Here is a 25,490-nt window from a genome sequence, read left to right as displayed (position 1 = left end):
GAGACGTGCGCCGCGTTTGTAGAGCATGACGCGGTCGCTGCGAACATGGCTGGCACATGGGCCGACCTGCAGGCTTGCCTGCCAGCGCCGGGGTGGCCTATCTCATCGACCTACTCGGAGCCCGCCATGCCGACCCTGCACGTCTCGTCTCTGTCGAAACTGCATGAGACGGTGGCCGCCGTTCGGGCCAGCCATGTCGTGACGTTGATCAACGTCAACACGGTCGTCGAATGCCCGCCCGGGATCGACGAGGAGCGCCATCTCTTCCTCGGCATGTCGGACATCACGACGCCAATGGACGGTCATATCGTGCCTGGCGAAGAGCATGTCGCGCGCTTCCTGCGGTTCATGCGCGAATGGGATCGTGCCGCGCCGATCGTGATCCATTGCTGGGCCGGGATCAGCCGGTCGACGGCGGCGGCCTATATCGCGGCCTGCGCGCTCGGCCCCGACCGCGATGAGGACGAGATCGCCTTGCGCCTGCGCGCGGCCTCTCCCTCGGCGACGCCAAATGCAAGGCTGGTCGCGCTCGGCGACGCGATACTGGGACGGGACGGGCGAATGCAACGCGCGATCGCCCGGATCGGCCGGGGCGCCGAGGCCTTCGAAGGCGCGCCGTTCGAAGTCGAACTGACCTGAGCGACCGCGCCGCAACCGGAAGCTTCGTGCGGCCCCTCGCTCGTGACGCGTCGATATCTGGCGCATTCTTCGTCAATCGGCGCAGATTGTTGCTTGCATCGCTCACGTTTTGCGACAATGCATCGGGCAGGACAGGGCGCGATGGGCGAAGCCTATTTTGCTGCCATATCGTCCTACCGGAGCCCGCCACCGCATGACGATCGATCTCGATTCCCGCGACCGCACGATCCTGCGCATCCTGCAGACCGATGGTCGCATCACCAATTCCGAGCTTGCCGACAAGGTCCATCTGTCGCCCTCGGCCTGTCTGCGGCGGGTCCGGCAGCTGGAGGAAAGCGGGCTGATCCGCGGCTATGCCATGCTGCTCGACGACAAGATCGCGGGTTTTCCGGGCACCGCCTTCGTCTTCGTCACGCTCGACCAGCAGGGCCGGGCCTCGCTGGAGGGTTTCGAGCAAGCCGTGCAGAACCTGCCGGAAATCCTCGAATGCCATCTGCTGGCCGGCGCGCACGACTATCTGATGCGGGTGATCTACCGCGACAGCGCCGATTTCGAGCGCATCCACACCGACATCATCACGCAACTGCCCGGCGTCACGCGGGTGCAGTCGACGCTGACGCTGCGGACGATCAAGAAGAGTTCGGCGCTACCTGTGTGAGCGGGGTTGCGGCAGGCAACGGCGCTGCCGATAAGCTACGGCAAAAGGGAATCACGCCGTGACCGATGCCAAGAGCAACGCCGATATCGCAGCCCTGCCGTTCGAGGCGGCGCTCAAGGAACTGGAAGCGATCGTCACCCGGCTCGAGCGGGGCGACGTGCCGCTCGAGGAATCAATCGATATCTACACCCGAGGCGAGGCCCTGAAGGCGCGCTGCGACGCGCTGCTGAAGCAGGCCGAAGCCCGCATCGAGAAGATCACGCTCGGTGCAGACGGCAAGCCGACGGGAACCACGGCGCTCGACGTGGATAAGTAGGCGCCGACGGGTCATTGCTACTAAAGATAGCCGTTCCGGTCACCCAACTGCCTGGCAATATGCTTCCAGACCTGTCGCAGGCGGTGGACGTGGAGATCGTCGATCATCACCATGACCATATGGCGGGTCGTCTCCAGAGAGGGCGCGCCCTCATAGCCAGGGTTGCCAAGGATGAGCGCCTTGCGCAGTGCCTGGTCGCGGATGTTGTCGCGGACCAAGATGTTGCCAATCGCAGCGATAACCGAGGCGCCTGGTTCGGCCGGCGACTTGCCGGTTTCGGCTGCTAAGTTTTTGGCTTCAACCACTGGAGGTTTGACGCCGGCATTGGTGGGCGGGGGAACGGCAGGCAGGCTTATCGATGCCGCCGGAAGCGTCGCCCTCAGGACGCCGATGGCCTCGGCAACTGCCTTGACAGTAGCAGCGGAGGCTGCCGCGGCGGCTTCTGCGTCCTTTGCTTCCGCAGCGGCCTTCGCTGCAACTTTATCTGCGGCTGTCTTCGCTTCCTCCGCTACTTTCGCTTTGTCGATCTCTTCCGGCGTTCCCGAACCGCCTGGTTTTTGCAGTGCCGCGAGTGCCGCCCCAGCGAATTTGGCATCGAGTTCCGTTGCCTGCGCATGGGCTCTCGCCCTGGCTGCGGCGGCAGCCGCCGTTGCCGCCTGGTCTGCCAGCCCCTCGGGGCCCGGATCGAGCACGCGCGGCATGACGGCGCGCTCGAGATCGAAGATCGTGCGGATATTGAGTGTCTTGAGCAGCAGGAAGCGGTCAGGCCCGGCGACCGTGCAAAGCTGCGCCTGGGCGACCCAGTCGATCGTCTCGTAGATGCCGAAGGGGCTTTCGATGTGCAGCATGATCGGGTTCGCGGTCGCGAGGTTCTGGACGTCGAAGATGTTGGCCTCTTCCAGTCTATAGGCGATGAAACTGTCGATGCCGTCGAGAATCGTGACCGGCACGAGCTTGGTGTGCCGCTCGAGGTCGCTGTAGCGCTCCTTGAAGTTCAAACCGCTCTTCTGAAGCACGAACTGCAGCGCGGCGTCAGGAACGAAGCCGAGGCCGAAGGCCACGATCAGCCACAGCGCGCTGACGCTTCCAGCGGCGCCGGCCGGCGGGCAGAGGGCGGGCGTACAGACGTTCGGGATCGCAGGCTGCGGTGTGGTTGCGACACCAGCGGTAGCCCGGAGCACATCCCCGACGCGGGCCAGTGCGTTGGACCAGCCTTCGCCAGATGGAAAGACACGGTAGATCACCACCGCGAGCAGGATCGCCAGCAGGATATGTACGAAGCAACGCAGGAATGTGACCGGCGACAGGTCGAAGACGGCGACTGCCCTCAGTAGCAGCCGCAGACTGTAAAAATACGCACCGGAGAAGGCGAGCACCGCGATGGTCACGACATTGCCGTGCTGCGACGCAAGTGCGACAGCATCGTTGATCGTATTGAGGTCGAGGCCACCGGCTCCCAACACGCTTGGCCTGAACCACGAACCAATCGCATGGAGCTTGCTGAAATAGATCACCTCGACCAGCGGCGCGCACAGAAGAAAGGTGCCGAACCAAGCGATGCCCATATACGGGATCGCGCAGAACAGCAGCATCCAGTCGGCCCTCAACATCATCGGCAGACGCGGCACGTCTTCCAGCGTCGGCTCAATGCCATCTTGATGATCGATGTCGGCGTAGTATTTGCCCTTGACAAATTCAAACGAGACATTGGCGCCGCGGGCGGGGTCGATGAGCGCGGCTATGCCTTGGTTCTTGCCCGACTGGGTGACAAAATTGAACGTATCGGCAAAGAGCGAGATCAGCTTTATCCGTGTGACCCTAATCTCATGGCGGATCGCGATGATCGCGATCGGTGTCACGATCGCCAGAAACATCGCTGACCAGATCGCCGGGCGAAGCTGCTTATTGTTGCCAAACGAAGTCTGAATCAGCAGTCCTGCCGTCAGCATGAGGAGGATGAAGGTGAGGATGGACAGGAAGCCCTCCCGGGGTTGCCGCCAATCCACCACATTTCGTTTTGTCATTGCCAAGCTCCCAACCTGATGGAGGAGACCATTCGCCAGCCCGCGAGGCACAACAAAAACACACTACCTTAGGTTGTAATAGCGTATAATTCACGTTTTAGTTCACCGCTGATCTGTTTTCGAAATGCTCGCTTGCCTGGGCTCTGGGCCCGCAGCAAAGTTGCGACCAGCCGGAGTTCCCAATGTCCCAACTTCCTGCCGAAGACCCCGTCCTGGGCGATGCCCGCTCCTGCCAGGCGATCGAGCAGGTGATCGTGCCGCGCGCCCATGATCTCGGCGGGTTTTCGGTGCGCCGCGCCCTGCCCTCGATCGGGCGCAAGATGGTCGGCCCGTTCATCTTCTTCGACCAGATGGGGCCTGCCGAGTTCCATCTCGGCGAGGGGCTCGACGTGCGCCCGCACCCGCATATCGGCCTCTCGACCGTGACCTATCTCTTCGACGGCGAGATCATGCACCGGGATTCGCTGGGCACGGCGCTGGCGATCAAGCCGGGCGCGGTCAACCTGATGACGGCGGGACGCGGCATCGTCCATTCCGAGCGCACCGGGCTGGAGGCGCGCGCCAACGGGCCGCGCCTCTACGGCATCCAGGCCTGGCTCGCCTTGCCGAAGACGCATGAGGAGGTCGCGCCGGAGTTCATCCACCATGCCGCGCCCGAACTGCCGCGCATCGTCGAAGGCGGGAAGCGGATCAGCCTGATCATGGGCTCGGCCTATGGCGAGACGTCGCCGGTGAAGTTTCCCTGGGACGTGCTCTATGCCGAGGCCGTGCTCTCGCCCGGCGCAATCCTGCCGCTGGACGCCGAGCACGAGGAGCGCGCGGTCTATATCGTTTCGGGCAGGATCGACATCGCCGGCGACGAATTCGGCGCGGGGCAACTGCTGATCTTCAAGCCCGGCGACCGCATCTCGATCCTCGCCCTCGACCAGAGCCGGCTGATGCTGGTCGGCGGCGAGCCGATGGACGGGCCGCGCCACATCTGGTGGAACTTCGTCTCCTCCTCGAAAGAGCGCATCGACCAGGCCAAGGCGGAATGGAAAGCCGGCCGCTTCGACACGGTGCCCGGCGACGAGGCAGAGTTCATTCCGCTGCCTGAGGGGTGAGTTCCCCCTCCGGCATCGTTCTCAACTGCGGCATTCGCGAGGCGACGATCGCCAGGGTCGACAGAGCGAAGAGGGCCACCGGCAGTGCCATCGCCGCCTGCAGCCCGAACCATTCGCCGGCGAAGCCGCCCGAGAGCGCGCCGAGGGGGCGCATCCCGTACATCGCCGTCGTCAAGGTTGCGCTGACGCGGCCGAGCAGGGCAGGCGGCGTAACCGCCTGGCGCAGGCTGGTCTGGGTGATGAACCAGAGGATCGGGCCGAAACCCAGAAGCAAGAAAGCCAGCCCGAGCGCCGCCACGCCGAGCGCTGGCGGGGCGAGCGCCAGTGAGGTCACCCCGATGAGCGAGACTGCGGGGCCGAAGATCAGCAGCGCTCCTGTCGGCAGGCGCGCTATAAGCGTTGGCCCGACCAAAGCGGCCGCGATCGAACCGAGGCCGGCGATCGAGGAGGCTAGCCCGATCGCGGCCGGATCCAGCAGCAGCACGCGCGCCGCATAGGGCACGAACAGCGCAAGAAAGGCGAAGAAGGCGAGGTTCCAGGCGATGGCGCAAAGCGCGATCGGCCTGAGATAGGGATGGCGTGCGACGAATGCGCCGCCCTCGGCGATGGCGCGGTGCAGCGGCAGACGCTGCTGCGGCGCCGGCGCCTCGCCCGGCAACCGCCCCGCCGCGACCAGAATGGCAGCGCCAACACCCGCACAGAGGCCGAGGCCCAGCGACCCGACGCCGCGCGCCACCGCCCAGCCAGCGATGAGCGGCGAAGCGAAGCTCAGCACCGCGCGCCCGAGTTCGAGTCGGCCATTGGCGCGCGGCAGATCCGCCACGGGCACCATGCGCGGCAGCAATACGAAGATCGAAAGCGCGATCACGACGGGGCCGGACGCCGCGACGAAGGCCGAGGCGGCGAGCCCCGGCCCGACGAAGCCGAAGCCGAGCAGCGCCGCCCCGGTGAGCGAGCCGGCCAGCATCAGCGCACCGCCAAGCCGGATCAGCGCACGCGGAGCGATACGGTCGGCGAAGACGCCGGCCGGCAGCGAGACCAGCAGCCATGCCGCCGATTGCGCAGCGACCAACAGACCGACAAGGCGCGGGCTCGCGCCGGCTTGCGTTGCCGCCAGCGAAATGGTGTCGAGCGCCAGCTTGTCGGCGAACTGCGCGAGGACGCCGGTGAGCAGTAGGGCGATCGGGAGCGGGGACGGCATCGGCGGGTTCCTGCTTGCGGGACTATGCAAGCAGTCGCAGCACGGCAGCGCGGAACCCACCCGATTTCTGGCTGCCGGATGCCTTTTGAGCGCGAGTCATCCCGGGTGACCGGAGGTAGACCCGGGATGACGGCCATCGATATTCATAAGCGCGGACGAACCTCACGCCACCATCGGCGGCACCCTGAGATGATAGTCGGTCGCGTGCTGCAGCGCGTAGCCGATGCGTAGCGCCGTCGCCTCCTCATAGCCCTGGCAGCAGATCTGCAAAGAGAGCGGCAGGCCGCCGGCGGTGAAGCCGTTGGGCAGCGAGAGCGCGCACATTTCGAGGAAATTGCCGAACCGTGTGAACCGCGAGGGAAAGACCATCTGATCGACGTCGGCCAGTCTGATCGCAGGGGTCGGCGTCGTCGGGGTCAGCAGGGCGTCGATCCCTTGCATCGCTTCGGCCATGATCCGCTTCGACTGGGCCTGCAGGCGCTTCGTCGCGAGATAGTCCTGGGCGGAGACTTTCGCTCCAGCCAGGATGCGCGGGCGCACCGCCTCGTCGAGCTGGGCCTGCGGATCGTCGACCAGTTCGCGATCGAAAAAATAGGCTTCGGCGGCCGTCACCGCCTGCGCAGCGACGAAATCACCCAACAGGAACGGAAGCCTGATCTCGACGATCTCGGCGCCAAGTTTCGCCAGCAGGTCGAGCGAGGCGTCATAGGCCGCCAGCATTTCCGCATCGACGCCCTCGCGCTCGGCCTCGGGCATATGCGCGATGCGAAGGCCGCGCACGCCGCGTTTCAGGGTCGGCATCGGATCGGCCGCGGCGATGCCACGGGTGTTGGGATCCAGCGGATCGGGACCCTGCAGCACGTTGTAGAGCAGCGCCGCATCCTCGACGGTGCGGGCCATCGGGCCCGGTGTATCGAGCGTGGTCGAGAGCGGCAGGATACCGTAGGTCGAGATGCGCCCGATCGTCGCCTTCAAGCCGGTCAATCCGCAGTAGGCTGCCGGGAGGCGCACCGAGCCGCCGGTATCGGTGCCGATCGCCCAAGGCGCGAGCCGGCTCGCGACAGCGACGCCAGAGCCGCTGCTCGAGCCGCCCGGCGTCCGCGCATCGGTCGCGTCCCAAGGATTGTGGGGCGTGCCCATGTGCTGATTGGTGCCCCAGCCACCATAGGCGAACTCGACGGTATGGGTCTTGCCGAGGACGATCATGCCTTGGGCGATCATGCGTCGGGCGATCGTCGCGGTCACCGTGGAGCGGCGCTTGCGCCACATCGCCGAGCCGCCGGTGGTGACGCGGCCTTCGAGTTCGATCAGATCCTTGAGCGCGACCGGAACGCCGTGGAGCGGGCCGACGGCATGACCGGAGCGGATGGCCTTGTCGGCGCCTTCCGCCGCCAGGCGAGCATCCATGCCATAGACCGAAACGAAGGATTGCAGCTTCGGCTCGAACCTGTCGATGCGCCTGAGCAGCGCATCGACGACATCGACCGGAGATATCCTTCTGGCAGCGATCTCGCGTGCCAGCACATGGGCCGGCAGCAGCGCGAGATCGGTCACATTCGCGGATGTATCATTCATGGCGGTCACTGCATGTTGACGGCCGTCAGATCGACGAACCAGGACTGCGGGGAGACGAAACCCGTCACCCTGCGCGACATGGCGCGCGGGTTGAGATCATGGACGATGTAGAGCCAGGGCGGGTTGTCGACCAGCCGCTCATGGGCGAGCGCCGTCTGCTCGGCGATCGTTCTCGCATCGGTGGCGGCCGCGAGCCTGGCGAAGGCCGCCTCGAAAGCCTCATCCTTCCACTGTGCGAAGTTGAAGCCGTTGGGCGGTGCGCCCGCCGCCGCGAAGTAGCGGGCCATGACGCTGGGGTCGGTGGAGGGTGAGCTGATGTTCAGCGCGAGCGCGCCGTTCAGGGCCGAGGCATCGGGCAAAGCACGCATGTTGTTCAGGAGCACCTGCCATTCGGTGACGACGAACTCGATATCGACGCCGCAGGCTTCCTTGAGGCTGGCCTGCAGGAACTCGTTCATCGGGAGCGGCGACATCTGGCCTGACCCGGAGGTCGAGATCATGACCTTGAAGGACAGCCGCTTCCCGGCGGTGAAGCCGGCCTCGGCCAGCAGTGCCCTCCCGCGGGCGGGATCGAACCCGTAGCGGTTTTCCGGCTTGCCGAAGTCCGGGTCGCTTGCCTGGAGCCAGCCGATAGCGGGCTCCGCCGTGCCGTTGAGCAGAGCGACGATCCCGTCCCGATCGACGCAATAGTTCAGCGCCTGCCGAACGCGGACGTCCTTGAAGGGGCTGTTGGTCGCGGCGATGTTGAAGAACCATGGCCAGACATGCGGATATGAGCCGCTCACGATCGAAAAGCCGGCCTGCTTCAGCGAGGGAATACCGTCGGCAGGCGGAACCTCGATCCAGTCGACCCGGCCGGCGCGCAGCGCGGCAAGGCGGGCGCTGGCCTCCGGGATCGGCATCAGCACGATTTTTTCGACCCTGGCCTTGTGGGCTGAGTCCCAATAGCCATCGTTGCGCGTGAGTTCGACACGCTCGCGCGGGACCACATTCGCAATCCGGAAGGGGCCTGTGCCGGCCGCCCCCATCACGCCGACTTTGGCCCAGTCCCGGCCCGCCTTCTCGAACGAAGTCGGCGACGAGAACAGGATCAGGGCGGCCATATAGGGAAAATAGGATGCCGGGCTCGCGGTCGTGATCGCGACCGTGGCGTCCCCCAGCTTGCGGTAGCCGGTGACGATCGGTGCGCGGGCTCGCACGATCGCCGCCGCCGGCGGCTCGAACTGGGCGGAGTCCTTGTTGAAATAGCGCTCCAGGTTCCAGATCACGGCGTCGGCGTCGAAATCCGTGCCATCATGAAACCTCACGCCCCGGCGCAGATGGAAGATCCAGGTCCTGTTGTCCTCGGAGGCCTGCTCCCAGCGCTCGGCCAGACCGGGACGCAGCGTGGCGAGCCGGTCGGTCCGGCTCAGGTCCCAGAGCACGAGCGATTCGAAGCTCGGGTAGCCGAGGAAGCGCATACCCTCGAAGCCGTTATTGGGCAGGCCGGTCGCGGTCGGGATATCGGACGAGGTCATCGCGATGCGAAGCGTCTGGGCATCGGCGCCGCCTGACATAAAGATCGCGCCGGCGATGGCGCCGCATGACAGCCATCTCGACACGCGGCGAACCCTGGACATGGCTCTCTGGACGATGGTGATCTGCATGTTGGGTTCCGCTGCGGCAATGTTGTGACTATGGAAGTTCAGCAAATTGCGCGCCAGCCCTCCAGGCGCAATCACCTTCCGGCGCGGCCTTGTGTCAGCCCTTGCCGATGCGATAGACCGGTTCCGTGACGAAACGCGCCCCCACTCCCCTTCTCGACCGCGTCGATACGCCCGCCGACCTGCGCAAGCTGGCCGATAGCGATCTGCGCCAGCTCGCGGACGAGTTGCGTCTGGAGACGATCGACGCCGTCTCGGTGACGGGCGGGCACCTCGGCGCCGGCCTCGGCGTGGTCGAGCTGACGGTCGCCTTGCATCATGTCTTCGACACGCCGCGCGACCGGCTGATCTGGGATGTCGGCCATCAGGCCTATCCGCACAAGATTCTGACCGGCCGGCGCGAACGCATCCGCACCTTGCGCCAGCCCGGTGGCCTGTCGGGCTTCACCAAGCGAGCCGAAAGCGAATACGACCCGTTCGGCGCCGCCCATTCCTCGACCTCGATCTCGGCCGGGCTCGGCATGGCCGTGGCGCGCGACCTTGCCGGCAAGCCCAACAACGTCATCGCCGTGATCGGCGACGGCGCGATGTCGGCCGGCATGGCCTATGAGGCGATGAACAATGCCGGCGCGCTCGGCTCGCGCCTCGTGGTGATCCTCAACGACAACGACATGTCGATCGCGCCGCCCGTCGGCGCGATGTCGGCCTATCTGGCGCGGCTCGTCTCGGGTCGGACCTACCGCTCGCTGCGGGAGGTCGCCAAGCATCTGGCCGAGCGGCTGCCGCGCTTCCTCCACGACAAGGCCAAACGCACCGAGGAGTTCGCACGTGGGTTCTGGACCGGCGGGACGCTGTTCGAGGAACTCGGCTTCTACTATGTCGGGCCGATCGACGGGCATAATCTCGACCATCTGCTGCCGGTCCTGCGCAATGTCCGCGATGCCGGCAACGGCCCGATCCTCGTCCATGTCGTGACGCAGAAGGGCAAGGGCTATGCCCCGGCCGAGGCCACGCCCGACAAATACCATGCCGTGGTCAGGTTCGATCCCGTCACCGGCCAGCAGACCAAGGCCCCGGCCAACGCACCGAGCTATACCGGGGTGTTCGGCAACGCCCTGATCAAGGCGGCCCGCGAAGACGACCGGATCGTGGCCGTCACGGCCGCGATGCCGTCGGGAACCGGCCTCGACGCCTTCGCCAAGGAGTTTCCCGGCCGGACCTTCGATGTCGGCATCGCCGAGCAGCACGCCGTGACTTTCGCGGCGGGGCTCGCCACCGAGGGCTACAAGCCGTTCTGCGCGATCTACTCGACCTTCCTGCAGCGCGCCTACGACCAGGTTGTGCATGACGTCGCGATCCAGAAGCTGCCGGTGCGATTCGCGCTCGACCGGGCCGGTCTCGTCGGTGCCGACGGAGCGACCCATGCGGGCGCGTTCGACATCGCCTATCTCGCCTGCCTGCCCGACATGGTGGTGATGGCGGCAGCCGACGAGGCCGAGCTGACGCATATGGTCGCGACCGCGGCCGACTACGACGCCGGCCCGATCGCCTTCCGCTACCCACGCGGCGAGGGCGTCGGCGTCGAGCTGCCGCAATTCGGCGTGCCGCTTGAGATCGGTAAGGGACGGGTCGTGCGCGAGGGTACGCGCGTCGCGCTGCTGTCCCTGGGCACACGACTGGCGGAGTGCCTGAGCGCTGCCGAACTGCTCGGCCAACGCGGCCTCTCGACCACAGTGGCCGATGCGCGCTTCGCCAAGCCGCTCGACGAGGCGCTGATCCTGCGGCTCGCCCGCGAACACGAGATCCTGATTACCGTCGAGGAAGGCTCGGTCGGCGGCTTCGGCAGCCATGTGCTGCATCTCCTGGCGCGCATGGGCCTGCTCGATGGCGGGCTGAAGATCAGGACGCTGACGCTGCCGGACATCTTCCAGGACCACGACAAGCCCGAAGCGATGTATGCCCATGCCGGTCTGGACGCGGCGGGCATCGTCAGGACCGTCGAGGATGCGCTCGGCGTCTCCGAGGCCGCCAGACGGGCCTGAGCGTCAGGCGAAACTCACCATGAAGAGCCGGGCCGATCAGTTTCTCGTCGAGCGCGGCCTGTTCGAAAGCCGGGCCCGCGCCCAGGCCGCGATCGCCGCCGGGCTCGTGACGGCCGATGGCGAGGTCGTGCGCAAGGCCTCGTCCATGATCGCCGCCGATGCCGAAATCCGGGCTACGGCGCCTCACCCTTACGTCTCGCGCGGCGGCCTCAAGCTCGAGGCTGCGCTCGATGCCTTCGGCTTCGACCCTGCCGGCTGCGCCTGCCTCGATATCGGCGCATCGACGGGCGGTTTCACCGACCTGCTGCTGAGGCGGGGGGCGGCCCGGGTCCATGCAGTGGATGTCGGGCACGGCCAGCTTCACGCCTCATTGCGCAGCGACCCGCGCGTGGTCAGCCTGGAGGGCCGCGACGTACGCTCGCTCTCGACCTCGGAACTGGGAGAAGCGCCGGCACTCGCGGTGATCGATGTAAGCTTCATCTCGCTGCAGCTCGTGCTGCCGCCCGTGGCGGCGCTGCTGGCGCCCCATGGCAGAATCGTCGCGCTGATCAAGCCGCAATTCGAGGCCGGCCGTGCCGCCTTGAAGAAGGGCGTGGTCCGGGACGAGGCGATCCACCAGAAGGTCTGCGAGGAGATCGCAGGCCTGCTCGGCGATCTGCGCTTCGCGGTCGAGGGGCCGATCCCCTCCCCCATCACTGGAGGCGACGGCAATCGCGAATTCCTGATCGGCGGCCGGAAGCTCGGCTGAATTTCAGCCCGCCAGCAATGCGTCGATCTGCGCCTGCAGCGCCCCGCCATCGAGCGTCGTGATATCGATATCGCCGTTGGCGTTGATGAACTGGGTCGCACGGGCGATCAGGCTGCGCAGGGCTTCGCTGGCGACATCGACGACCATGGCCGTATCGGCGGCGCCCGGCATCTCCGCCAGAACGGCCGTCACGGTGTGGATCAGGCGCGCCATCGCAAGGCAGAGCTTCTCGAAGGCCTTCCTGCGACCACTGGCAAGCCGGTCATAGGCCAGCAGCGCCGAAGAGGCGCAGCGCAGCGGCGAATCCTGGAAATGCTCGCGATAGCCGATGAATCGCCAAGTCTGCAGATCGCCGAGGATGGTACGATCCGCCGGCGCCATCTCGATCAGCATCAAAGCTTCACCGTAACGATTGAGATAGTCGGTCGAAAGCTGCGGGCCGACCATCGCGGACAGCCGATCATCCACCGCAACAGCCGGTACCTTCATTGCGGGCAGGTTCATAAGAGACCTCGCGGGAAACGCGAGTATCGGCGCAAAACCCGAATAAAGTATTGATCGATCCGCTTCGTCCCGACACATCTGGCAGATCATGTGCGGACGCTATGCCATCACCCTGCCGCCGGAAGCGATGCGTGCGCTCTTCGGCTACGACGAGCAGCCGAACTTTCCGCCGCGCTACAACATCGCGCCGACGCAGCCAGTGCCGGTGGTGCGGCTGCATGAGGGCGCACGCCAGTTCATCCTGATGCGCTGGGGTTTCATTCCCGGCTGGGTCAAGGATCCGAAGGACTTTCCGCTGGTGATCAACATCAGGGGCGAGACCGCTGCCGAAAAGCCCTCCTTCCGCGCGGCGCTGACGCGCAGGCGCTGCCTGATGCCCGTCGATGGCTTCTACGAATGGCACCGAATCGCGCAGGGTCCGCGCGGGGAAAACCGGGCGTATCTGTTCCGCAAGCCCGATCGCGGCCTGTTTGCCTTTGCCGCGCTGTGGGAGACATGGCATTCGCAGGACGGCTCGGAGATCGACACGGTCGCGCTGGTCAACGGCCCCGCGAACGGGCTGATGGCGGCGATCCACGAACGCTGCCCGGTGATCGTCGATCCGCGCCATTTCGGGCTCTGGCTCGACCCGGCGACCGAGCCGAAGGAGGCGTCCGCGCTGCTGCGCCCGCCGCCGGACGATCTGCTGGAGATGGTCAGGATCGGCCCCGCCGTGAACAAGGTCGCCAATGACGGGCCGGAGGTGCAGGAGCCGTTCGACGCTTCGACCGCCGCCGCTCGAATGCCACCTGCTCCGAGCCATGCGCGCAAGGCGACCCGCAACCCCGGAAACGACGGGCAAGGCAGCCTGTTCTGAGACGCAAAATGTGGTCTGATCGCTGCGTCGGCGATGCCGGCTGCGACGACAGGGAACAAAGTCCATGCATGGCCGCCGACCGACGATAAGCTCTCGCCACGGCATGGTCGCCGCCGCTCATCCTTTGGCTGCGCAGGCCGGAGCGCGGCTGCTGATGGAAGGCGGCAACGCCTTCGACGCGGCGGCCGCGACGGCGGCAGCGCTGAACGTCGTCGAGCCGTTCATGTCGAGCCTGTTCGGCATGGGCTCGGCGACGATGTGGGTCGCAGCCGAAGCCCGGGTCCGGGTGCTCGACTTCGTGCCGCCGATCCAGGCGAGCTTCCAGCCCGAGCGCTTCAGCAAGCGCTCCGACCTTGAGCGCGGCGCGTTGTCGGTCGCCATGCCCGGCAATCTCGCCGGCTGGTGTGAGATCGCCGCGAGATATGGCCGCAAGCCGCTCGCCGAGATCCTGGCACCCGCGATCGCTCTGGCGGAGGACGGCTTTGCCCTGGCCGAGTTCGGCGTCGCCGAGTTCAACGAGCAGGCGCCGCTGCTGGAGGCCTGGCCCGAGCTCTATCCCGATTTCGCGGCGGACTATCTGCCCGATGGTGGCCCAGTGGCGCTCGGCACGCTGCTGCGGCAGCCCGATCTGGCGCGGACGCTATCGGGAATTGCCGCCAACGGCCCCGACCATCTCTATCGCGGCGAACTCGGCGAGCGGATCGTCGCGCATCTGGCATCGCTAGGCGGCACGATGACGATGGCCGACCTTGCCGCGGTCGCGCCGCGCTGGCGCGATCCGCTGAGCGCCTCCTATCGCGGCATCGACATCCATGTGCCGCCGCCGACCTGCGAGGCCTTCCAGTTCCTCTTGTCCCTGCGCATCCTCGAAGGCTTCGATCTCGGTAGCCTGCCAAAGGACGGAGCCGAGCATCTCGATCTGGTCTATCGCGCCATCCGCCTGGCTGCGGGGGTGCGGATCGCCAACAACAATCCGTCGGCTGCGAAGCTCGGCGAGATCCTGTCGGACGGTTTCGTCGAAGCGCTTCGGGACCGCGTCCGCGACGGGATGCCGATCAGCGGCCCGACCGAGCAGTGGACGCCGCAGGAGGGCGAGGACCCGGCGCATACGACCTCGTTCTCGGTCGGCGACCGCGAGGGCAACCTTATCTGCATCACCAACAGCCTCGGCAGCCCCTTCGGCAGCGGCGTCGTGGTGCCCGGCACGGGCTTGTGCCTGAACAATTTCCTGTACTGGGCCGACGTCCAGACCGGCAGCCCGAACCGCTCGCGGCCGGGCTCGGAGCTGCCGATGTGCATGTCGCCCAGCCTCTCGACCCGAGACGACAAGCCCGTGGTCGCGCTGGGCACGCCCGGCAGCTACGGCATCATGCAAACCCAAACCCAGGCGATGGTACAGTATCTCGACTTCAGATTGCCGCTGCAGGAGGCCATCGAGGCGCCGCGCGCGCGGCTCTGGGACGGCCGCTTCATTCAGGCAGAGAACCGCATTTCGCCGGAGACGATCGCCGAACTGCAGGCCCGCGGCCACGCGATCGAGGCCTTCGATACCGGCTGGACGATGCGCTGCGGCGGGATGCAGGCGGTAGCGGTCGATCCGGCGACGGGGGTGATGACGGGGGCGGCCGATCCAAGGCGGGACGGTTATGTGGTGGCGGTGTGAGGGTTGAAGGCCGGATGAGCATTCGCGACGAACTGATCGAGCGCTTCTTCCGCTATGCGGCGGTGACGAGCCAGAGCGATGCGAGCGCCGTCCCCTTGCCGAGCACGCCGGGCCAGCAGGACCTCGCGCAACTGCTGTCTGAAGAGCTTCTCGCGCTCGGGCTCGATCGCGTCGTCATCGACGAGCATGCCTGCGTGACCGCGATGCGGCGCGGGACCGTCCCCGGCGCGCCGCGCATCGGCTTCATCGCGCATCTCGACACGGTCGATGTCGGGTTGTCGCCCGACATCCGGCCGCAGATCCAGCGCTTCGAAGGGCATGATCTCTGCCTGAACGGGCCGGAAGATATCTGGCTGCGCGTCGCAGACCATCCCGAGATCGTGCGCTGGGCGGGCGACGACATCATCCTGAGCGATGGTACGAGCGTGCTCGGCGCCGACAACAAGGCCGCGATCACGGTGATCATGACGTTGCTCGGGCATCTTGGGCCCAATGACGCCCATGGCGACATTCTCGTCGCCTTCGTTCCCGACGAGGAGATCGGGCTGCGCGGCGCGAAGGCGCTCGATCTTGGCCGTTTCGACTGCGACTTCGCCTACACGATCGATTGCTGCGAAGTCGGGGAAGTTGTGATCGAGAACTTCAACGCGGCGCAGGCCGAGATCGTCTTCACCGGCGTAAGTACCCATCCGATGTCGGCGAAGGGGGTGATGGTGAACCCGGTGTTGATGGCCCATGATTTCATCGCCATGTTCGACCGGGCCGAGACGCCGGAGCGCACGGCGGGCCGCGACGGCTATGTCTGGTTCAACGCCATCGCCGCCAATGCCAGCGAGGCACGGCTGAAGGTCCTGGTCCGCGAGTTCGACAAGGACCGTTTCGCGCAGCGCAAGCAGCAGCTGCACGATGCCGCCGCCTCGATCGGGCAACGCTATCCGACCGGCCGCGTCGCATGCAGCGTCAGCGACACCTACGGCAACATCCACGATTCACTGGGCGAGGACCGCCGCTCCGTCGACCTGCTCTTTGCGGCGCTTGAGGCGCTGCAGATCAGGCCCAACCAGATCCCGATGCGCGGTGGAACGGACGGCGCCGCCCTGTCGGCGCGCGGCCTGCCGACGCCGAACTTCTTCACCGGCGCCTATAATTTCCATTCGCGCTTCGAGTTCCTGCCCATCCCGGCCTTCGAAAAATCCTGGGAGGTGGCGCGCATGATCTGCCTGATGGCGCCCCGGACCGGCGATCCCGGCGGCTGACGTCAGACCATCGCGCCCGGATTGAGGATTCCCTGCGGATCGAGCGTCGCCTTCAGCGTCTTCATCAGTGCCAGCTCGACCGGGTCCTTGACGCCCGGCAGGAGGTCGCGCTTGAGGCGGCCGATGCCGTGCTCGGCCGAGATCGAGCCGTGCAGTTCGCTGACGATGGCGTGGACCGCCTGGTTCATCTCGCTCCAGCGGGCGATGTAGCCAGCCTTGTCGGCTCCCACCGGCTGGCTGACGTTGAAGTGGATGTTGCCGTCGCCCATGTGGCCGAAGGGCACCGGGCGGCAGCCTGGAACAAGGGACTCGACGGTCGCGCAAGCGCGGGCGATGAACTCCGGCACTGCGTGCAGCGGCACCGAAACGTCGTGCTTGATCGAGCCGCCTTCAAAGGTCTGCACTTCCGACAGCATTTCGCGCAGCTTCCAGAAATCGGCGCGCTGGTTGAGCGAGCCGGCCAGCGCCGCATCGGTGACGAGGCCCTTCTCCAGCGTGTCGCCAAGAAAGGCCTCGACGGCCTCGTCCAGTCCCGTCACGGATTGGGACGAGACCTCCATCAGCACATACCAGGGTGAGGCTTCCGAAAGCGGGTCGCGCGTGCCCGAGGCATGGCGCAGGACGATGTCGAGGCAGAAGCGCGACATCAGCTCGAAAGTGGTGAGCGTACCGCCGGCGCCGGCCTTGGCGGCGTTGAGGACCGTCAGCGCCGCCTCCGGGCTCGGCACGGCCAGGAAGGCGGTGGCGCGCGCGGCCGGCAGCGGAAACAGCTTCAGCACGGCGGCCGTGATGATGCCGAGCGTGCCTTCGGCGCCGATGAAGAGGTTCTTGAGGTCGTAGCCGGTGTTGTCCTTGCGGAGCTGGCGGAGCCCATTCCAGATGCGGCCATCGGCGAGCACGACCTCCAGCCCCATGCAGAGTTCGCGGGCGTTGCCATAGGCGAGCACGGCGGTGCCCCCGGCATTGGTCGAGAGATTGCCACCGATCGTGCAGGAGCCCTCCGACGCCAGCGAAAGCGGGAAGAGGCGGCCGGCGGCCTCGGCCGCCTCCTGCGCTTTCTGGAGCGTCAGGCCTGCCTCAACCGTCATGGTGTCGCTGTCGGCATCGACGCTGCGGATCCTGTCCATGCGCTGGAGCGAGAGAATGATCTCGCGGCCCTCGGCGATCGGGATCTGGCCACCGACGAGGCCGGTATTGCCGCCCTGGGGGACCAGCGTCGCGCCGGCAGCGGCGGCGAGCTTCACGAGCGCCGAGACCTCCTCGGTCGAGCCCGGCCTGACGACCGCGCGGGCCTTGCCACGGAACAGGTCGCGCCACTCCTTGAGGTAGGGCACCATCGCGTCAGCATCGGTGACGACGTTCCTGGCGCCGACGATGGCGGCCATCTGCTCAAGGATATCGGTCGACATGAGGTCTCCGGAGGTCAGCGTCGGCCGGGGCGCCTGAACAGGCCGACGAGTTCGATATGAGCTGAATAGCGGAACTGATCGACGGGCGTGACCATCTCCAGCGCATATCCGCCCGCGATCAAGATCGCGGCGTCGCGGGCGAAGGTGGCCGCGTCGCAGGAGACATAAGCCACGGTCGCGACCTTCGAGGCCGCGAGTCGCCTGATCTGCGCTTCGGCGCCGGCGCGCGGCGGGTCGAGCACGATCGCGTCGAAGACGTTGAGCTCGTGTTCGAGCAAGGGCCGCTTGAACAAGTCGCGTGTTTCGGTCGCGATCGGCTTCAGGCCTTGCGTCGTGCCGGCGGCGCGGGCGAGCGCCAGCAGCGCCGCCTTGTCGCTCTCGAAAGCATGGACCTGCGCCGTTTCCGCCAGGCGAAAGCTGAACGGGCCGCAGCCGGCGAACAGATCCGCGACTTTTCTGGCCTTCCTGGGCAGAGCCGCCGTGACCTGTGCCGCGATCGTCTCCTCGCCGGCCGTGGTCGCCTGCAGGAAGCCGCCCGGACCCGGCGCGACCATCGCCTTGCCCATGCGTTGCTGCGGCGGGCGGCGCTCGACGACGATCTCGCCATGCATGGAGAGCCGGGCGAGATCGAGCCGCTCGGCGGCTTCCGTCAGCGAGAGGCGCAGCTTGTCGCCGGCCGGGCCGTGGCCGCGGATATCGACATCGAGGCCGGCATCGGAGGCCGTGATCTGGATGTCGAGCGGCTTGTTGGAGCCGCCGAGCCGGTTGGCCAGCAACTGCGCCACGGCCGGCGCGCGGGCGAGACCCGGCGCCAGCACCGGGCAGGCCTCGACGGCGATCAGATCGTGGCTGCGCGCGGCCATGAAGCCGACCATCATGCCGGCTCCCTCACGGCGCGCATGGAAGGTGACGCGACGGCGGCCGTCGCCATGGGCATCGACGACATCGGCAACCGTTGCCTCGACACCGGCCCGCTGCAGGGCCGTGACGACCTGCTGGCGCTTCCATGTCCGGTAAAGACCGGGTTCCATGTGCTGGGCGGCACAACCGCCGCAGCGGGTGAAGAGCGGGCAGATCGCGGCAATGCGCGAATCGGCGGGCGCGATGATCTCGACCAGTTGGCCGCGCTCGCCATCGCGCACGATGCGGGCCGTCTCGCCCGGCAGCGTGTAGGGCACGAAGACCTGGCCCTCAGGCGTCTCGGCGATGCCGTCGCCGCGCTGGCCCAGCCGCGCGATGGACACGGCGACGTTCATCGCCAGTCGTCCGGAAGGACGATCATCTCCGTGCGGGGGCCTGTCGGCGAGCATTCTTCTGACCTGCGGTAAAGGGGCCGGCGGGCTGATGACCCGATGGACGGTTTCGCCTATCAGATCGGGGGGAAACAGGGAAATCCGGCATGACCATCCGCAACGGCGTCATCGAAGCCATCGGCAACACGCCGCTGATCAAGCTCAGGCGCGCCTCGGCGCAGACCGGCTGCACGATCCTGGGCAAGGCCGAGTTCATGAATCCCGGCCAGTCGGTCAAGGACCGGGCCGCGCTCGCGATCATCCGCGATGCCGAGGCGCGCGGCACGCTGCGGCCCGGCGGCGTCATCGTCGAGGGCACGGCCGGCAATACCGGCATCGGCATCGCGCTGGTCGGCAATGCGCTGGGCTACCGCTCGGTGATCGTGATCCCTGAGACGCAGAGCCAGGAAAAGAAGGACATGCTGCGGCTGGCCGGCGCGACCTTGGTCGAGGTGCCGGCCGTCGGCTACGTCAATCCCAACAACTATGTGAAGGTCTCGGGGCGTCTCGCCGAGGAGCTGGCGAAGACCGAGCCCAACGGCGCGATCTGGGCCAACCAGTTCGACAATACCGCCAACCGCCAGGGCCATATCGAGACGACCGGGCCGGAAATCTGGCAGCAGACCGAGGGCAAGGTCGACGGTTTCATCTGCGCGGTCGGCTCCGGCGGGACGCTGGCTGGCGTCGGCATCGCGCTGAAGGGCTTCAACCCGAAGATCCGGATCGGGCTCGCCGATCCGCTGGGGGCGGCGCTGCATTCCTTCTACACCACCGGCGAGCTGAAATCGGAGGGCTCCTCGATCACCGAAGGCATCGGCCAGGGGCGGATCACCAAGAATCTGGAGGGCGCGCCGGTCGACGTCTCGTTCCAGATTCCCGATTCGGAGGCCGTGCCGATCGTCTTCGACCTGCTGGAGCATGAGGGCCTGTGCCTGGGCGGCTCGTCGGGCATCAACGTTGCCGGCGCGATCCGGCTCGCCCGGGAGATGGGGCCGGGCCACACCATCGTGACGATCCTGTGCGACTACGGCACGCGCTACCAGTCGAAGCTGTTCAACCCGGAGTTCCTGCGCTCGAAGGGCTTAGCCGTGCCGGGCTGGCTGGAGCCGGACGCGTCGGGGCTGAAGGACGTGATGGCGCGGGTTCTGGGGTGAGTGAAGGGCAGAGCGCTTTGAACGCTCCGCCAATGACCACAACCCTCGCCGTCATTCCGGGTGAAGCGAAGCGCAGACCCGGAATCCATCGTAAGACGAGACAGTGCCCCAGGATGGATTCCGGATCGGCGCCGCTGCGCGGCTTGTCCGGAATGACGCGCGTTTGATTTAAAAACGATCGCAGAAAAGCCGAATGCGATCGCGGTTGGCGCTCTACAGCCACTTCTTCCATCTGAAGAACAGATAGGGCAGCACGGCGAAGATCACCATCATCGCCAGCGCCATCGGATATCCCTGCGCCCATTCGAGCTCCGGCATGGTTTTGAAGTTCATGCCGTAGATCGAGGCGATCAGGGTCGGCGGCATCAGCACCACCGAGACGACCGAGAACAGCTTGATGATCTTGTTCTGCTCCAGCCCGACGAGGCCGAGCGTGGCGTCGAGCATGAACTGCAGCTTGCTGGAGAGGAAGGTGGCGTGTTCCTCGATCGCCTGGACGTCGCGGATCGAGGAGCGCCATTCGGGCACGATCGCGCTCGCCGATTTCTTCGTGCGCTTGAAATTGGCCGAGAGGAAGAGCAGCACGCGCTCGACCGAGACCATGCTCTCGCGTACGTTCGAGATGATGTGCTCGTACTGGCCGATCTTCTGAATGACCGCCTGATAGGCCCCGTTCTGCTCGACCTGCGCGCCCCGCCCCTCGAAGATAATCCGCGAGCGCAGATCGACGCGGTCGCCGACGCCCCGCAGGACCTCGGCCGCGCGATCGACGATGGCCTCGATCAGCCCCTCCATCACCGCAGCGGGCTCCATGCCGCAGCCGCCGGGCTTGGCGACGCGGTTGAGGAAGATCGCGAAGGCACCGGGTTCGTCGTAGCGCACCGTGATCAGCGCGGTCTCGGTCAGGATGAAGGTGACGTCGGCGAGCTTGGGCACCTGCGTGTCGGACTGGCAGATGACGCGCGCCGTCATGTAATGAGCGCCATTCTCGGTGTAGATGATCTCGGACGGCTCGAGATCGTGCATCTCCTCGCGCGTCGGGATCGAGATGCCGAGATGGGTCTCGATCTTTTTGTCTTCGGCCGCGGTCGGATTGAGCAGGTCGATCCAGAGCGCTCCCTTCGGGATCGGCTCCTCGGGGGGCAGCGTGCTATGGATCAGGCGGTCGCCATGGTCGGGGCAGATGCCGTGGATGAGGAGCATGGCGGAGTATCCCGGACTCAAAGCACGTCAGTGCGCGAAAGTGCGCTGCACAAACTCCAATCCCCCATCGGTGTCAAACCGATGACGGCCACGCCGGCGTCATTCCGGGCGCAGCGAAGCGGAGACCCGGAATCCATGCCTGAACCTTTGAGGACCAGCGTTCTGGCATGGATTCCGGATCGGCGCCGCTTCGCGGCTTGTCCGGAATGACGGTCTCACGCTGTCGAAAAGACGCCACCCTTGCCCCTCGGCTTTCGCCAAGCTACCCAACGCACGATCCCGCCCGTGAACACACAAAGCGAAGTCCCATGTCCGCCCCCAGCAAGCTCAAGGCGCGCCAGCCGCGCGGATTCGTCGATCGCGGGCCGGCCGATGTTGCCGCGACCGAGCGGATGCTCGGCGTCATTCGCGACAGCTTTTCGCGCTACGGTTTCGAGCCTGTCGAGACGCCCTTCATCGAGTTCTCGGATGCGCTGGGGAAATTCCTGCCCGATCAGGACAGGCCCAATGAGGGCGTGTTCTCCTTCCAGGACGATGACGAGCAGTGGCTCTCGCTGCGCTACGACCTGACCGCGCCGCTCGCCCGCTATGTCGCGGAGAATTACGACGCGCTGCCAAAACCCTATCGCAGCTACCGCGCCGGCTATGTCTTTCGCAACGAGAAGCCGGGGCCAGGGCGTTTTCGGCAGTTCATGCAGTTCGACGCCGATATCGTCGGGGCGGGTTCGGTCGCGGCCGATGCCGAGATCTGCATGCTGGCGGCGGATACGATGGAGGCGCTGGGGATCAAGCGCGGCGACTATGTCGTCAAGGTCAACAACCGCAAGGTGCTGGACGGTGTGATGGAGGCGATCGGGCTCGGCGGCGAGGAGAATGCCGGGCGGCGGCTGACCGTGCTGCGGGCGATCGACAAGCTCGACAAGTTCGGGGCCGAGGGCGTGCGACTGCTGCTGGGCGACGGGCGCAAGGACGAGAGTGGGGATTTTACGAAGGGTGCAGGTCTCGATGATCTGCAGGTCGACTATGTACTGGCAGTCGTTGAACATAGCCCCGGCATTTGGACAACGGCGAGTGAAGTTGATCGTGCTTCGACCTGGAACGCCAAGCTCCAGCGAAACGCCATGATGGATGAAGGTTTCGGCGAACTCGATCAACTAAGCGCGGCTGTCGTCGCGGCAGGCTACGAGCGCGACCGCATCCGCATCGACCCCTCCGTCGTCCGCGGACTCGAATACTATACCGGCCCGGTTTACGAGGTCGAACTGACCTTCCCCGTCACCAACGAAGACGGGCAGGTCGTGCGCTTCGGCTCGGTCGCGGGTGGTGGGCGCTATGACGGGCTGGTCGGGCGTTTCCGGCCCGATCCGGTGCCGGCGACGGGGTTCTCGATCGGCGTGTCGCGGCTCTATTCGGCGCTGAAGGCGGTGAAGTCGCCGATCGTCGATGCCAAGAGCGAACTGCCTCTCGTCGTCGTGACCGCGATGGACAACAAGTCGCCGGAGCACATGCCGGGTTATCAGGCGATGGTCTCGGCGCTGCGGCAGGCGAAGGACGATGCCGGCAAGCCACTGCTGCGGGCCGATCTCTATCTCGGCTCGTCGGGCTTCAACGCGCAGATGAAATATGCCGACAAGCGCGGCGCGGTCTGCGCCGTGATCCAGGGCTCGTCCGAGCGCGAGGCCGGGACGGTGATCGTCAAGGACCTGATCATGGGTGCGGAACTCGCGGCAGCCGGGCGCGAGGTCAAGGATTCCGCCGAGCACAAGGAGCGGCAGGCGCAGGCGCAGTTCGCCGTGCCGATGGGGGAGTTGGTCGAGGGGGTGAAGACGGTGCTGGCGCGTTATAAGTGAGGCACTGGAAGAACCCCTCTCCCGAGTAGGAGAGGGGCAGGGGTGAGAGACCGCCGGTGCAGACTGAAGCAGCGGCAGGCCCTCATCCGGCCCTCCGGGCCACCTTCTCCCAGCCGGGAGAAGGAAGAGACGGCAGTGCTTCCTCGGCGAGCCCCCTCCGATTCCCGTTCACCCAATTCGCTAAAATCCGTCGAAAATGCGCGTGACCGCTGCTAGGACAGCGGCGCAATCAGGATCATCCGCCTTGCCCGCCATCGCCGCCAGCATCGAGACCGTGATCGCGCTGTTTGCGCGCGAAGGCTATGGCCGCGCCGAGCCGGCGATCCTGCAGCCGGCCGACGTGTTCCTGGACTTGTCGGGCGAGGATATCCGCCGGCGCATCTTCATGACGCAGGATGCCGAGGGCCGCGACTGGTGTCTGCGGCCCGAATACACCATTCCCGTCGCGCTCGATCACATCGCCTCGGGCTCGAGCGAGCCTGCCGCCTATGCCTATGCCGGCCCGGTCTTCCGGATGCGGGCGCGGGAGCCCGGCGAATTCGCGCAGGCCGGGCTGGAATCCTTCGGCCGCAGCGATTTCGCCGCCACCGATGCCGAGATCATGGCGCTGACCATCGAGGCCGCGGCGGCGCTGGGCCTCGCGCAGCCGCGCATCGCGATGGGCGACGTCGCGCTGCTGGACGCCCTGCTCGATCAACTTGCCGTGCCGCAGGCGGCGCGGCGCCGGCTGATGCGTGCCGTCGTGCAGGGGCGCGGGGCCGCGGCGGTCGAGGCGCTCGATCCGCCTGCGAGCAATGGCGAGTCCGATCATGCCGGCCTGCTCAAGGCGCTGGAGGGGCAGGACCCGAAGGCGGCGCGGGCCTTCGTTGAGGACGTACTCTCGATCGCGGGGATTTCCAGCGTCGGCGGGCGCACGGCCGGCGATATCGCCGAGCGCTTCCTGGCGCGGGCGGCCGAGCGCGAGAATCCTGTCGGCGTAGAGGTCAAGGCGCTGCTCGGCCAGGCTCTGGCCATTGCCGGCGATCCGGATACGGCTTCGGCCGCATTGCGAGCGCTGGCGCAGGCCGCCTCGCTCGACCTCGGCGAACGGCTCGACGCTTTCGACGAGCGCACCGGATTTCTGGCGGTGCGCGGCGTCGATGTCGGCGCGATCGCCTTCTCGACGGCCTTCGCGCGCAATCTCGACTACTACACCGGCTTCATCTTCGAGCTGCACGATGCGGCGCGAGCCGACGGCAAGCCCGTCGCCGGCGGCGGGCGCTACGACAATGTGCTCACCCGCCTCGGCGCAGGGAGCGCGATTGCGGCCGTCGGCGCCTCGCTCTGGCTCGACCGGCTGGCGGGAGACGCCTCATGAGTTCGCAGCCGCTCGTCCTGGCAGTGCCCTCCAAGGGGCGCCTGCAGGAAAACGCCACCGCCTTCTTCGGGCGCGCCGGGCTGAAATTCGTGAAGTCGCGCGGCGAGCGCGATTATCGCGGCATGATCGCCGGCGTCGAGGGTGCCGAGGTCGCGTTTCTCTCCGCTTCGGAGATCGTGGCGCAGTTGGCTTCCGGGGCCGCGCATCTGGGCATCACCGGCGAGGATCTGGTGCGCGAGCAGGTCGCCGACGCCGATTCGGCCGTCGAGATGCTGACGCCCCTCGGCTTCGGCAACGCCAATGTCGTCGTCGCCGTGCCGCAGGCCTGGATCGACGTGCGCAACATGGCCGATCTCGACGACGTCGCCTCCACCATGCGTATCCGGCAGGGCCGCAAGCTGCGCGTCGCGACCAAATACGTGAACCTGACGCGGCGCTTCTTCGCCCAGCACGGCCTCGCCGACTACCGCATCGTCGAGAGCCTGGGGGCGACCGAAGGCGCGCCGGCGGCAGGCACGGCCGAGATCGTCGTCGATATCACCACCACCGGCTCGACCCTGGCGGCGAATGCGCTGAAGGTTCTGGATGATGGCGTGATGCTGGCCTCGGAGGCCAATCTCGTCGCCTCGGTGCGCGCTTCCTGGAGCGACGAGGCGCGGCTGGCGGCACGCACCATCCTGTCGCGGATCGCGGCCGAGGAGGAGGCTCGGACACTGCGCGAGATCCGCACGCTAATGCCCCAGGCTGCTCCAGCAATACTGGCCGACGTCGATACCCGCTTCGGCGCAAGGCTGCCGTTGGGCACGCCGCAGCCGGGCGAGGTGCTGACGATCCATTGTCCGGTGAAGTCGGTTTTCTCGCTGGTCGAGCACCTGACCCGCTCTGGCGCCGACGACGTCACAGTCAGCACGCCGGCCTATGTCTTCCGCAATGCCAACCCGCTGATCGAACGGCTTTTCGCGCGCATCGGCTGACGAAAGGCGAGACCGCTCCGGAT

At 66.5% G+C, this 25,490-nt stretch carries 21 protein-coding genes; 13 read left to right on the top strand and 8 right to left on the bottom strand.

Annotated elements, in window-relative coordinates:
* Positions 1–126 precede the first annotated feature (126 nt).
* The 3 genes from AXW83_RS01240 (at position 127) to AXW83_RS01230 (ending at position 1,613) form a co-directional block, all read left to right on the top strand.
* A complete protein-coding gene (locus AXW83_RS01240; protein ID WP_066609926.1) occupies positions 127–639 on the top strand; it encodes a tyrosine phosphatase family protein in 513 nt (170 codons plus the stop codon).
* Between the two features lie 193 nt (positions 640–832).
* On the top strand, positions 833–1,297 hold the full coding sequence (locus AXW83_RS01235; protein ID WP_210179633.1) for an Lrp/AsnC family transcriptional regulator: 465 nt from the start codon (positions 833–835) through the stop codon (positions 1,295–1,297).
* Between the two features lie 58 nt (positions 1,298–1,355).
* Positions 1,356–1,613 carry an exodeoxyribonuclease VII small subunit gene (locus AXW83_RS01230; protein ID WP_066609923.1) on the top strand — a complete coding sequence of 86 codons (258 nt, stop codon included), beginning with the start codon at positions 1,356–1,358 and terminating at the stop codon, positions 1,611–1,613.
* 20 nt (positions 1,614–1,633) lie between these two features.
* Here AXW83_RS01230 and AXW83_RS01225 read toward each other — a convergent pair whose 3' ends face one another.
* Positions 1,634–3,637 (bottom strand): hypothetical protein, encoded by a 2,004-nt coding sequence (locus tag AXW83_RS01225; RefSeq protein ID WP_156639675.1) that lies wholly within the window; start codon positions 3,635–3,637, stop codon positions 1,634–1,636.
* Between the two features lie 182 nt (positions 3,638–3,819).
* On the opposite strand from AXW83_RS01225, the gene AXW83_RS01220 reads away from it, so the two are divergent.
* Entirely contained in the window at positions 3,820–4,740 is a 921-nt protein-coding gene (locus AXW83_RS01220; RefSeq protein WP_066609919.1) for a pirin family protein, read from the top strand.
* Here AXW83_RS01220 and AXW83_RS01215 read toward each other — a convergent pair.
* From AXW83_RS01215 to AXW83_RS01205, 3 genes are all read right to left on the bottom strand, one after another.
* A complete protein-coding gene (locus AXW83_RS01215; RefSeq protein WP_066609918.1) occupies positions 4,718–5,941 on the bottom strand; it encodes an MFS transporter in 1,224 nt (407 codons plus the stop codon). The genes AXW83_RS01220 and AXW83_RS01215 overlap by 23 nt on opposite strands.
* Before the next feature lie 162 nt (positions 5,942–6,103).
* Positions 6,104–7,516: an amidase gene (locus AXW83_RS01210; protein WP_066609917.1), complete on the bottom strand. Its 1,413-nt coding sequence runs from the start codon at positions 7,514–7,516 to the stop codon at positions 6,104–6,106.
* A 5-nt stretch (positions 7,517–7,521) separates the two neighbouring features.
* The gene (locus AXW83_RS01205) at positions 7,522–9,162 is read right to left on the bottom strand and encodes an ABC transporter substrate-binding protein (protein WP_082766880.1); all 1,641 of its coding nucleotides are present in this window, start codon (positions 9,160–9,162) and stop codon (positions 7,522–7,524) included.
* A gap of 125 nt (positions 9,163–9,287) precedes the next feature.
* Here AXW83_RS01205 and dxs point away from each other — a divergent pair, with 125 nt between their 5' ends.
* On the top strand, positions 9,288–11,201 hold the full coding sequence (gene dxs, locus AXW83_RS01200) for a 1-deoxy-D-xylulose-5-phosphate synthase (RefSeq protein WP_066609916.1): 1,914 nt from the start codon (positions 9,288–9,290) through the stop codon (positions 11,199–11,201).
* A 19-nt stretch (positions 11,202–11,220) separates the two neighbouring features.
* Positions 11,221–11,949, top strand: coding sequence for a TlyA family RNA methyltransferase (locus AXW83_RS01195; protein WP_066609915.1), 729 nt, complete (start codon positions 11,221–11,223; stop codon positions 11,947–11,949).
* Positions 11,950–11,952: 3 nt separating this feature from the next.
* Here AXW83_RS01195 and AXW83_RS01190 read toward each other — a convergent pair whose 3' ends face one another.
* Positions 11,953–12,453 carry a hypothetical protein gene (locus AXW83_RS01190; RefSeq protein WP_066609913.1) on the bottom strand — a complete coding sequence of 167 codons (501 nt, stop codon included), beginning with the start codon at positions 12,451–12,453 and terminating at the stop codon, positions 11,953–11,955.
* 88 nt (positions 12,454–12,541) lie between these two features.
* On the opposite strand from AXW83_RS01190, the gene AXW83_RS01185 reads away from it, so the two are divergent.
* From AXW83_RS01185 to pepT, 3 genes are all read left to right on the top strand, one after another.
* Positions 12,542–13,309: an SOS response-associated peptidase gene (locus AXW83_RS01185; protein ID WP_066609912.1), complete on the top strand. Its 768-nt coding sequence runs from the start codon at positions 12,542–12,544 to the stop codon at positions 13,307–13,309.
* Between the two features lie 64 nt (positions 13,310–13,373).
* Positions 13,374–14,972 carry a gamma-glutamyltransferase family protein gene (locus AXW83_RS01180; RefSeq protein ID WP_066609911.1) on the top strand — a complete coding sequence of 533 codons (1,599 nt, stop codon included), beginning with the start codon at positions 13,374–13,376 and terminating at the stop codon, positions 14,970–14,972.
* Positions 14,973–14,986: 14 nt separating this feature from the next.
* Positions 14,987–16,228 (top strand): peptidase T, encoded by a 1,242-nt coding sequence (pepT, locus tag AXW83_RS01175; RefSeq protein WP_066609910.1) that lies wholly within the window; start codon positions 14,987–14,989, stop codon positions 16,226–16,228.
* 2 nt (positions 16,229–16,230) lie between these two features.
* Here pepT and AXW83_RS01170 read toward each other — a convergent pair whose 3' ends face one another.
* Both AXW83_RS01170 and AXW83_RS01165 read right to left on the bottom strand, forming a co-directional pair.
* Entirely contained in the window at positions 16,231–17,637 is a 1,407-nt protein-coding gene (locus AXW83_RS01170; protein ID WP_066609908.1) for an FAD-binding oxidoreductase, read from the bottom strand.
* A 14-nt stretch (positions 17,638–17,651) separates the two neighbouring features.
* Complete coding sequence (locus AXW83_RS01165; RefSeq protein ID WP_066609906.1) at positions 17,652–18,893, bottom strand: class I SAM-dependent RNA methyltransferase; 1,242 nt, start codon at positions 18,891–18,893, stop codon at positions 17,652–17,654.
* A 143-nt stretch (positions 18,894–19,036) separates the two neighbouring features.
* Between AXW83_RS01165 and AXW83_RS01160 the strand changes: the two genes are divergently transcribed.
* The gene (locus AXW83_RS01160; RefSeq protein ID WP_066609904.1) at positions 19,037–20,083 is read left to right on the top strand and encodes a cysteine synthase A; all 1,047 of its coding nucleotides are present in this window, start codon (positions 19,037–19,039) and stop codon (positions 20,081–20,083) included.
* A 213-nt stretch (positions 20,084–20,296) separates the two neighbouring features.
* Here the strand turns inward: AXW83_RS01160 and AXW83_RS01155 are convergent, their stop codons facing one another.
* Complete coding sequence (locus AXW83_RS01155; RefSeq protein WP_066609902.1) at positions 20,297–21,286, bottom strand: magnesium transporter CorA family protein; 990 nt, start codon at positions 21,284–21,286, stop codon at positions 20,297–20,299.
* 308 nt (positions 21,287–21,594) lie between these two features.
* On the opposite strand from AXW83_RS01155, the gene hisS reads away from it, so the two are divergent.
* From hisS to hisG, 3 genes are all read left to right on the top strand, one after another.
* Positions 21,595–23,136: a histidine--tRNA ligase gene (gene hisS, locus AXW83_RS01150; RefSeq protein WP_066609901.1), complete on the top strand. Its 1,542-nt coding sequence runs from the start codon at positions 21,595–21,597 to the stop codon at positions 23,134–23,136.
* Positions 23,137–23,338: 202 nt separating this feature from the next.
* Positions 23,339–24,493 carry an ATP phosphoribosyltransferase regulatory subunit gene (locus tag AXW83_RS01145; protein ID WP_442855214.1) on the top strand — a complete coding sequence of 385 codons (1,155 nt, stop codon included), beginning with the start codon at positions 23,339–23,341 and terminating at the stop codon, positions 24,491–24,493.
* Positions 24,490–25,467: an ATP phosphoribosyltransferase gene (gene hisG / locus AXW83_RS01140; RefSeq protein ID WP_066609899.1), complete on the top strand. Its 978-nt coding sequence runs from the start codon at positions 24,490–24,492 to the stop codon at positions 25,465–25,467. Before AXW83_RS01145 ends, hisG begins: the two co-directional genes overlap by 4 nt.
* The last annotated feature ends 23 nt before the right edge of the window (positions 25,468–25,490 follow it).

It is taken from the genome of Bosea sp. PAMC 26642 (assembly GCF_001562255.1).
Lineage (GTDB): Bacteria > Pseudomonadota > Alphaproteobacteria > Rhizobiales > Beijerinckiaceae > Allobosea.
This window is presented reverse-complemented; position numbering and strand designations above follow the sequence as displayed.

Excerpts from the sequence above, each read along its gene's own strand:
- AXW83_RS01235 (WP_210179633.1), top strand. The coding sequence starts at position 833 with ATGACGATCGATCTCGATTCCCGCGACCGCACGATCCTGCGCATCCTG.
- AXW83_RS01225 (WP_156639675.1), bottom strand. The coding sequence starts at position 3,637 with ATGACAAAACGAAATGTGGTGGATTGGCGGCAACCCCGGGAGGGCTTC.
- AXW83_RS01185 (WP_066609912.1), top strand. The coding sequence starts at position 12,542 with ATGTGCGGACGCTATGCCATCACCCTGCCGCCGGAAGCGATGCGTGCG.
- pepT (WP_066609910.1), top strand. The coding sequence starts at position 14,987 with ATGAGCATTCGCGACGAACTGATCGAGCGCTTCTTCCGCTATGCGGCG.
- AXW83_RS01180 (WP_066609911.1), top strand. The coding sequence starts at position 13,374 with ATGCATGGCCGCCGACCGACGATAAGCTCTCGCCACGGCATGGTCGCC.
- AXW83_RS01160 (WP_066609904.1), top strand. The coding sequence starts at position 19,037 with ATGACCATCCGCAACGGCGTCATCGAAGCCATCGGCAACACGCCGCTG.
- hisS (WP_066609901.1), top strand. The coding sequence starts at position 21,595 with ATGTCCGCCCCCAGCAAGCTCAAGGCGCGCCAGCCGCGCGGATTCGTC.
- AXW83_RS01195 (WP_066609915.1), top strand. The coding sequence starts at position 11,221 with ATGAAGAGCCGGGCCGATCAGTTTCTCGTCGAGCGCGGCCTGTTCGAA.
- AXW83_RS01220 (WP_066609919.1), top strand. The coding sequence starts at position 3,820 with ATGTCCCAACTTCCTGCCGAAGACCCCGTCCTGGGCGATGCCCGCTCC.
- AXW83_RS01190 (WP_066609913.1), bottom strand. The coding sequence starts at position 12,453 with ATGAACCTGCCCGCAATGAAGGTACCGGCTGTTGCGGTGGATGATCGG.
- AXW83_RS01205 (WP_082766880.1), bottom strand. The coding sequence starts at position 9,162 with ATGCAGATCACCATCGTCCAGAGAGCCATGTCCAGGGTTCGCCGCGTG.
- AXW83_RS01155 (WP_066609902.1), bottom strand. The coding sequence starts at position 21,286 with ATGCTCCTCATCCACGGCATCTGCCCCGACCATGGCGACCGCCTGATC.
- AXW83_RS01210 (WP_066609917.1), bottom strand. The coding sequence starts at position 7,516 with ATGAATGATACATCCGCGAATGTGACCGATCTCGCGCTGCTGCCGGCC.
- hisG (WP_066609899.1), top strand. The coding sequence starts at position 24,490 with ATGAGTTCGCAGCCGCTCGTCCTGGCAGTGCCCTCCAAGGGGCGCCTG.
- AXW83_RS01165 (WP_066609906.1), bottom strand. The coding sequence starts at position 18,893 with ATGAACGTCGCCGTGTCCATCGCGCGGCTGGGCCAGCGCGGCGACGGC.
- AXW83_RS01170 (WP_066609908.1), bottom strand. The coding sequence starts at position 17,637 with ATGTCGACCGATATCCTTGAGCAGATGGCCGCCATCGTCGGCGCCAGG.
- AXW83_RS01215 (WP_066609918.1), bottom strand. The coding sequence starts at position 5,941 with ATGCCGTCCCCGCTCCCGATCGCCCTACTGCTCACCGGCGTCCTCGCG.
- AXW83_RS01240 (WP_066609926.1), top strand. The coding sequence starts at position 127 with ATGCCGACCCTGCACGTCTCGTCTCTGTCGAAACTGCATGAGACGGTG.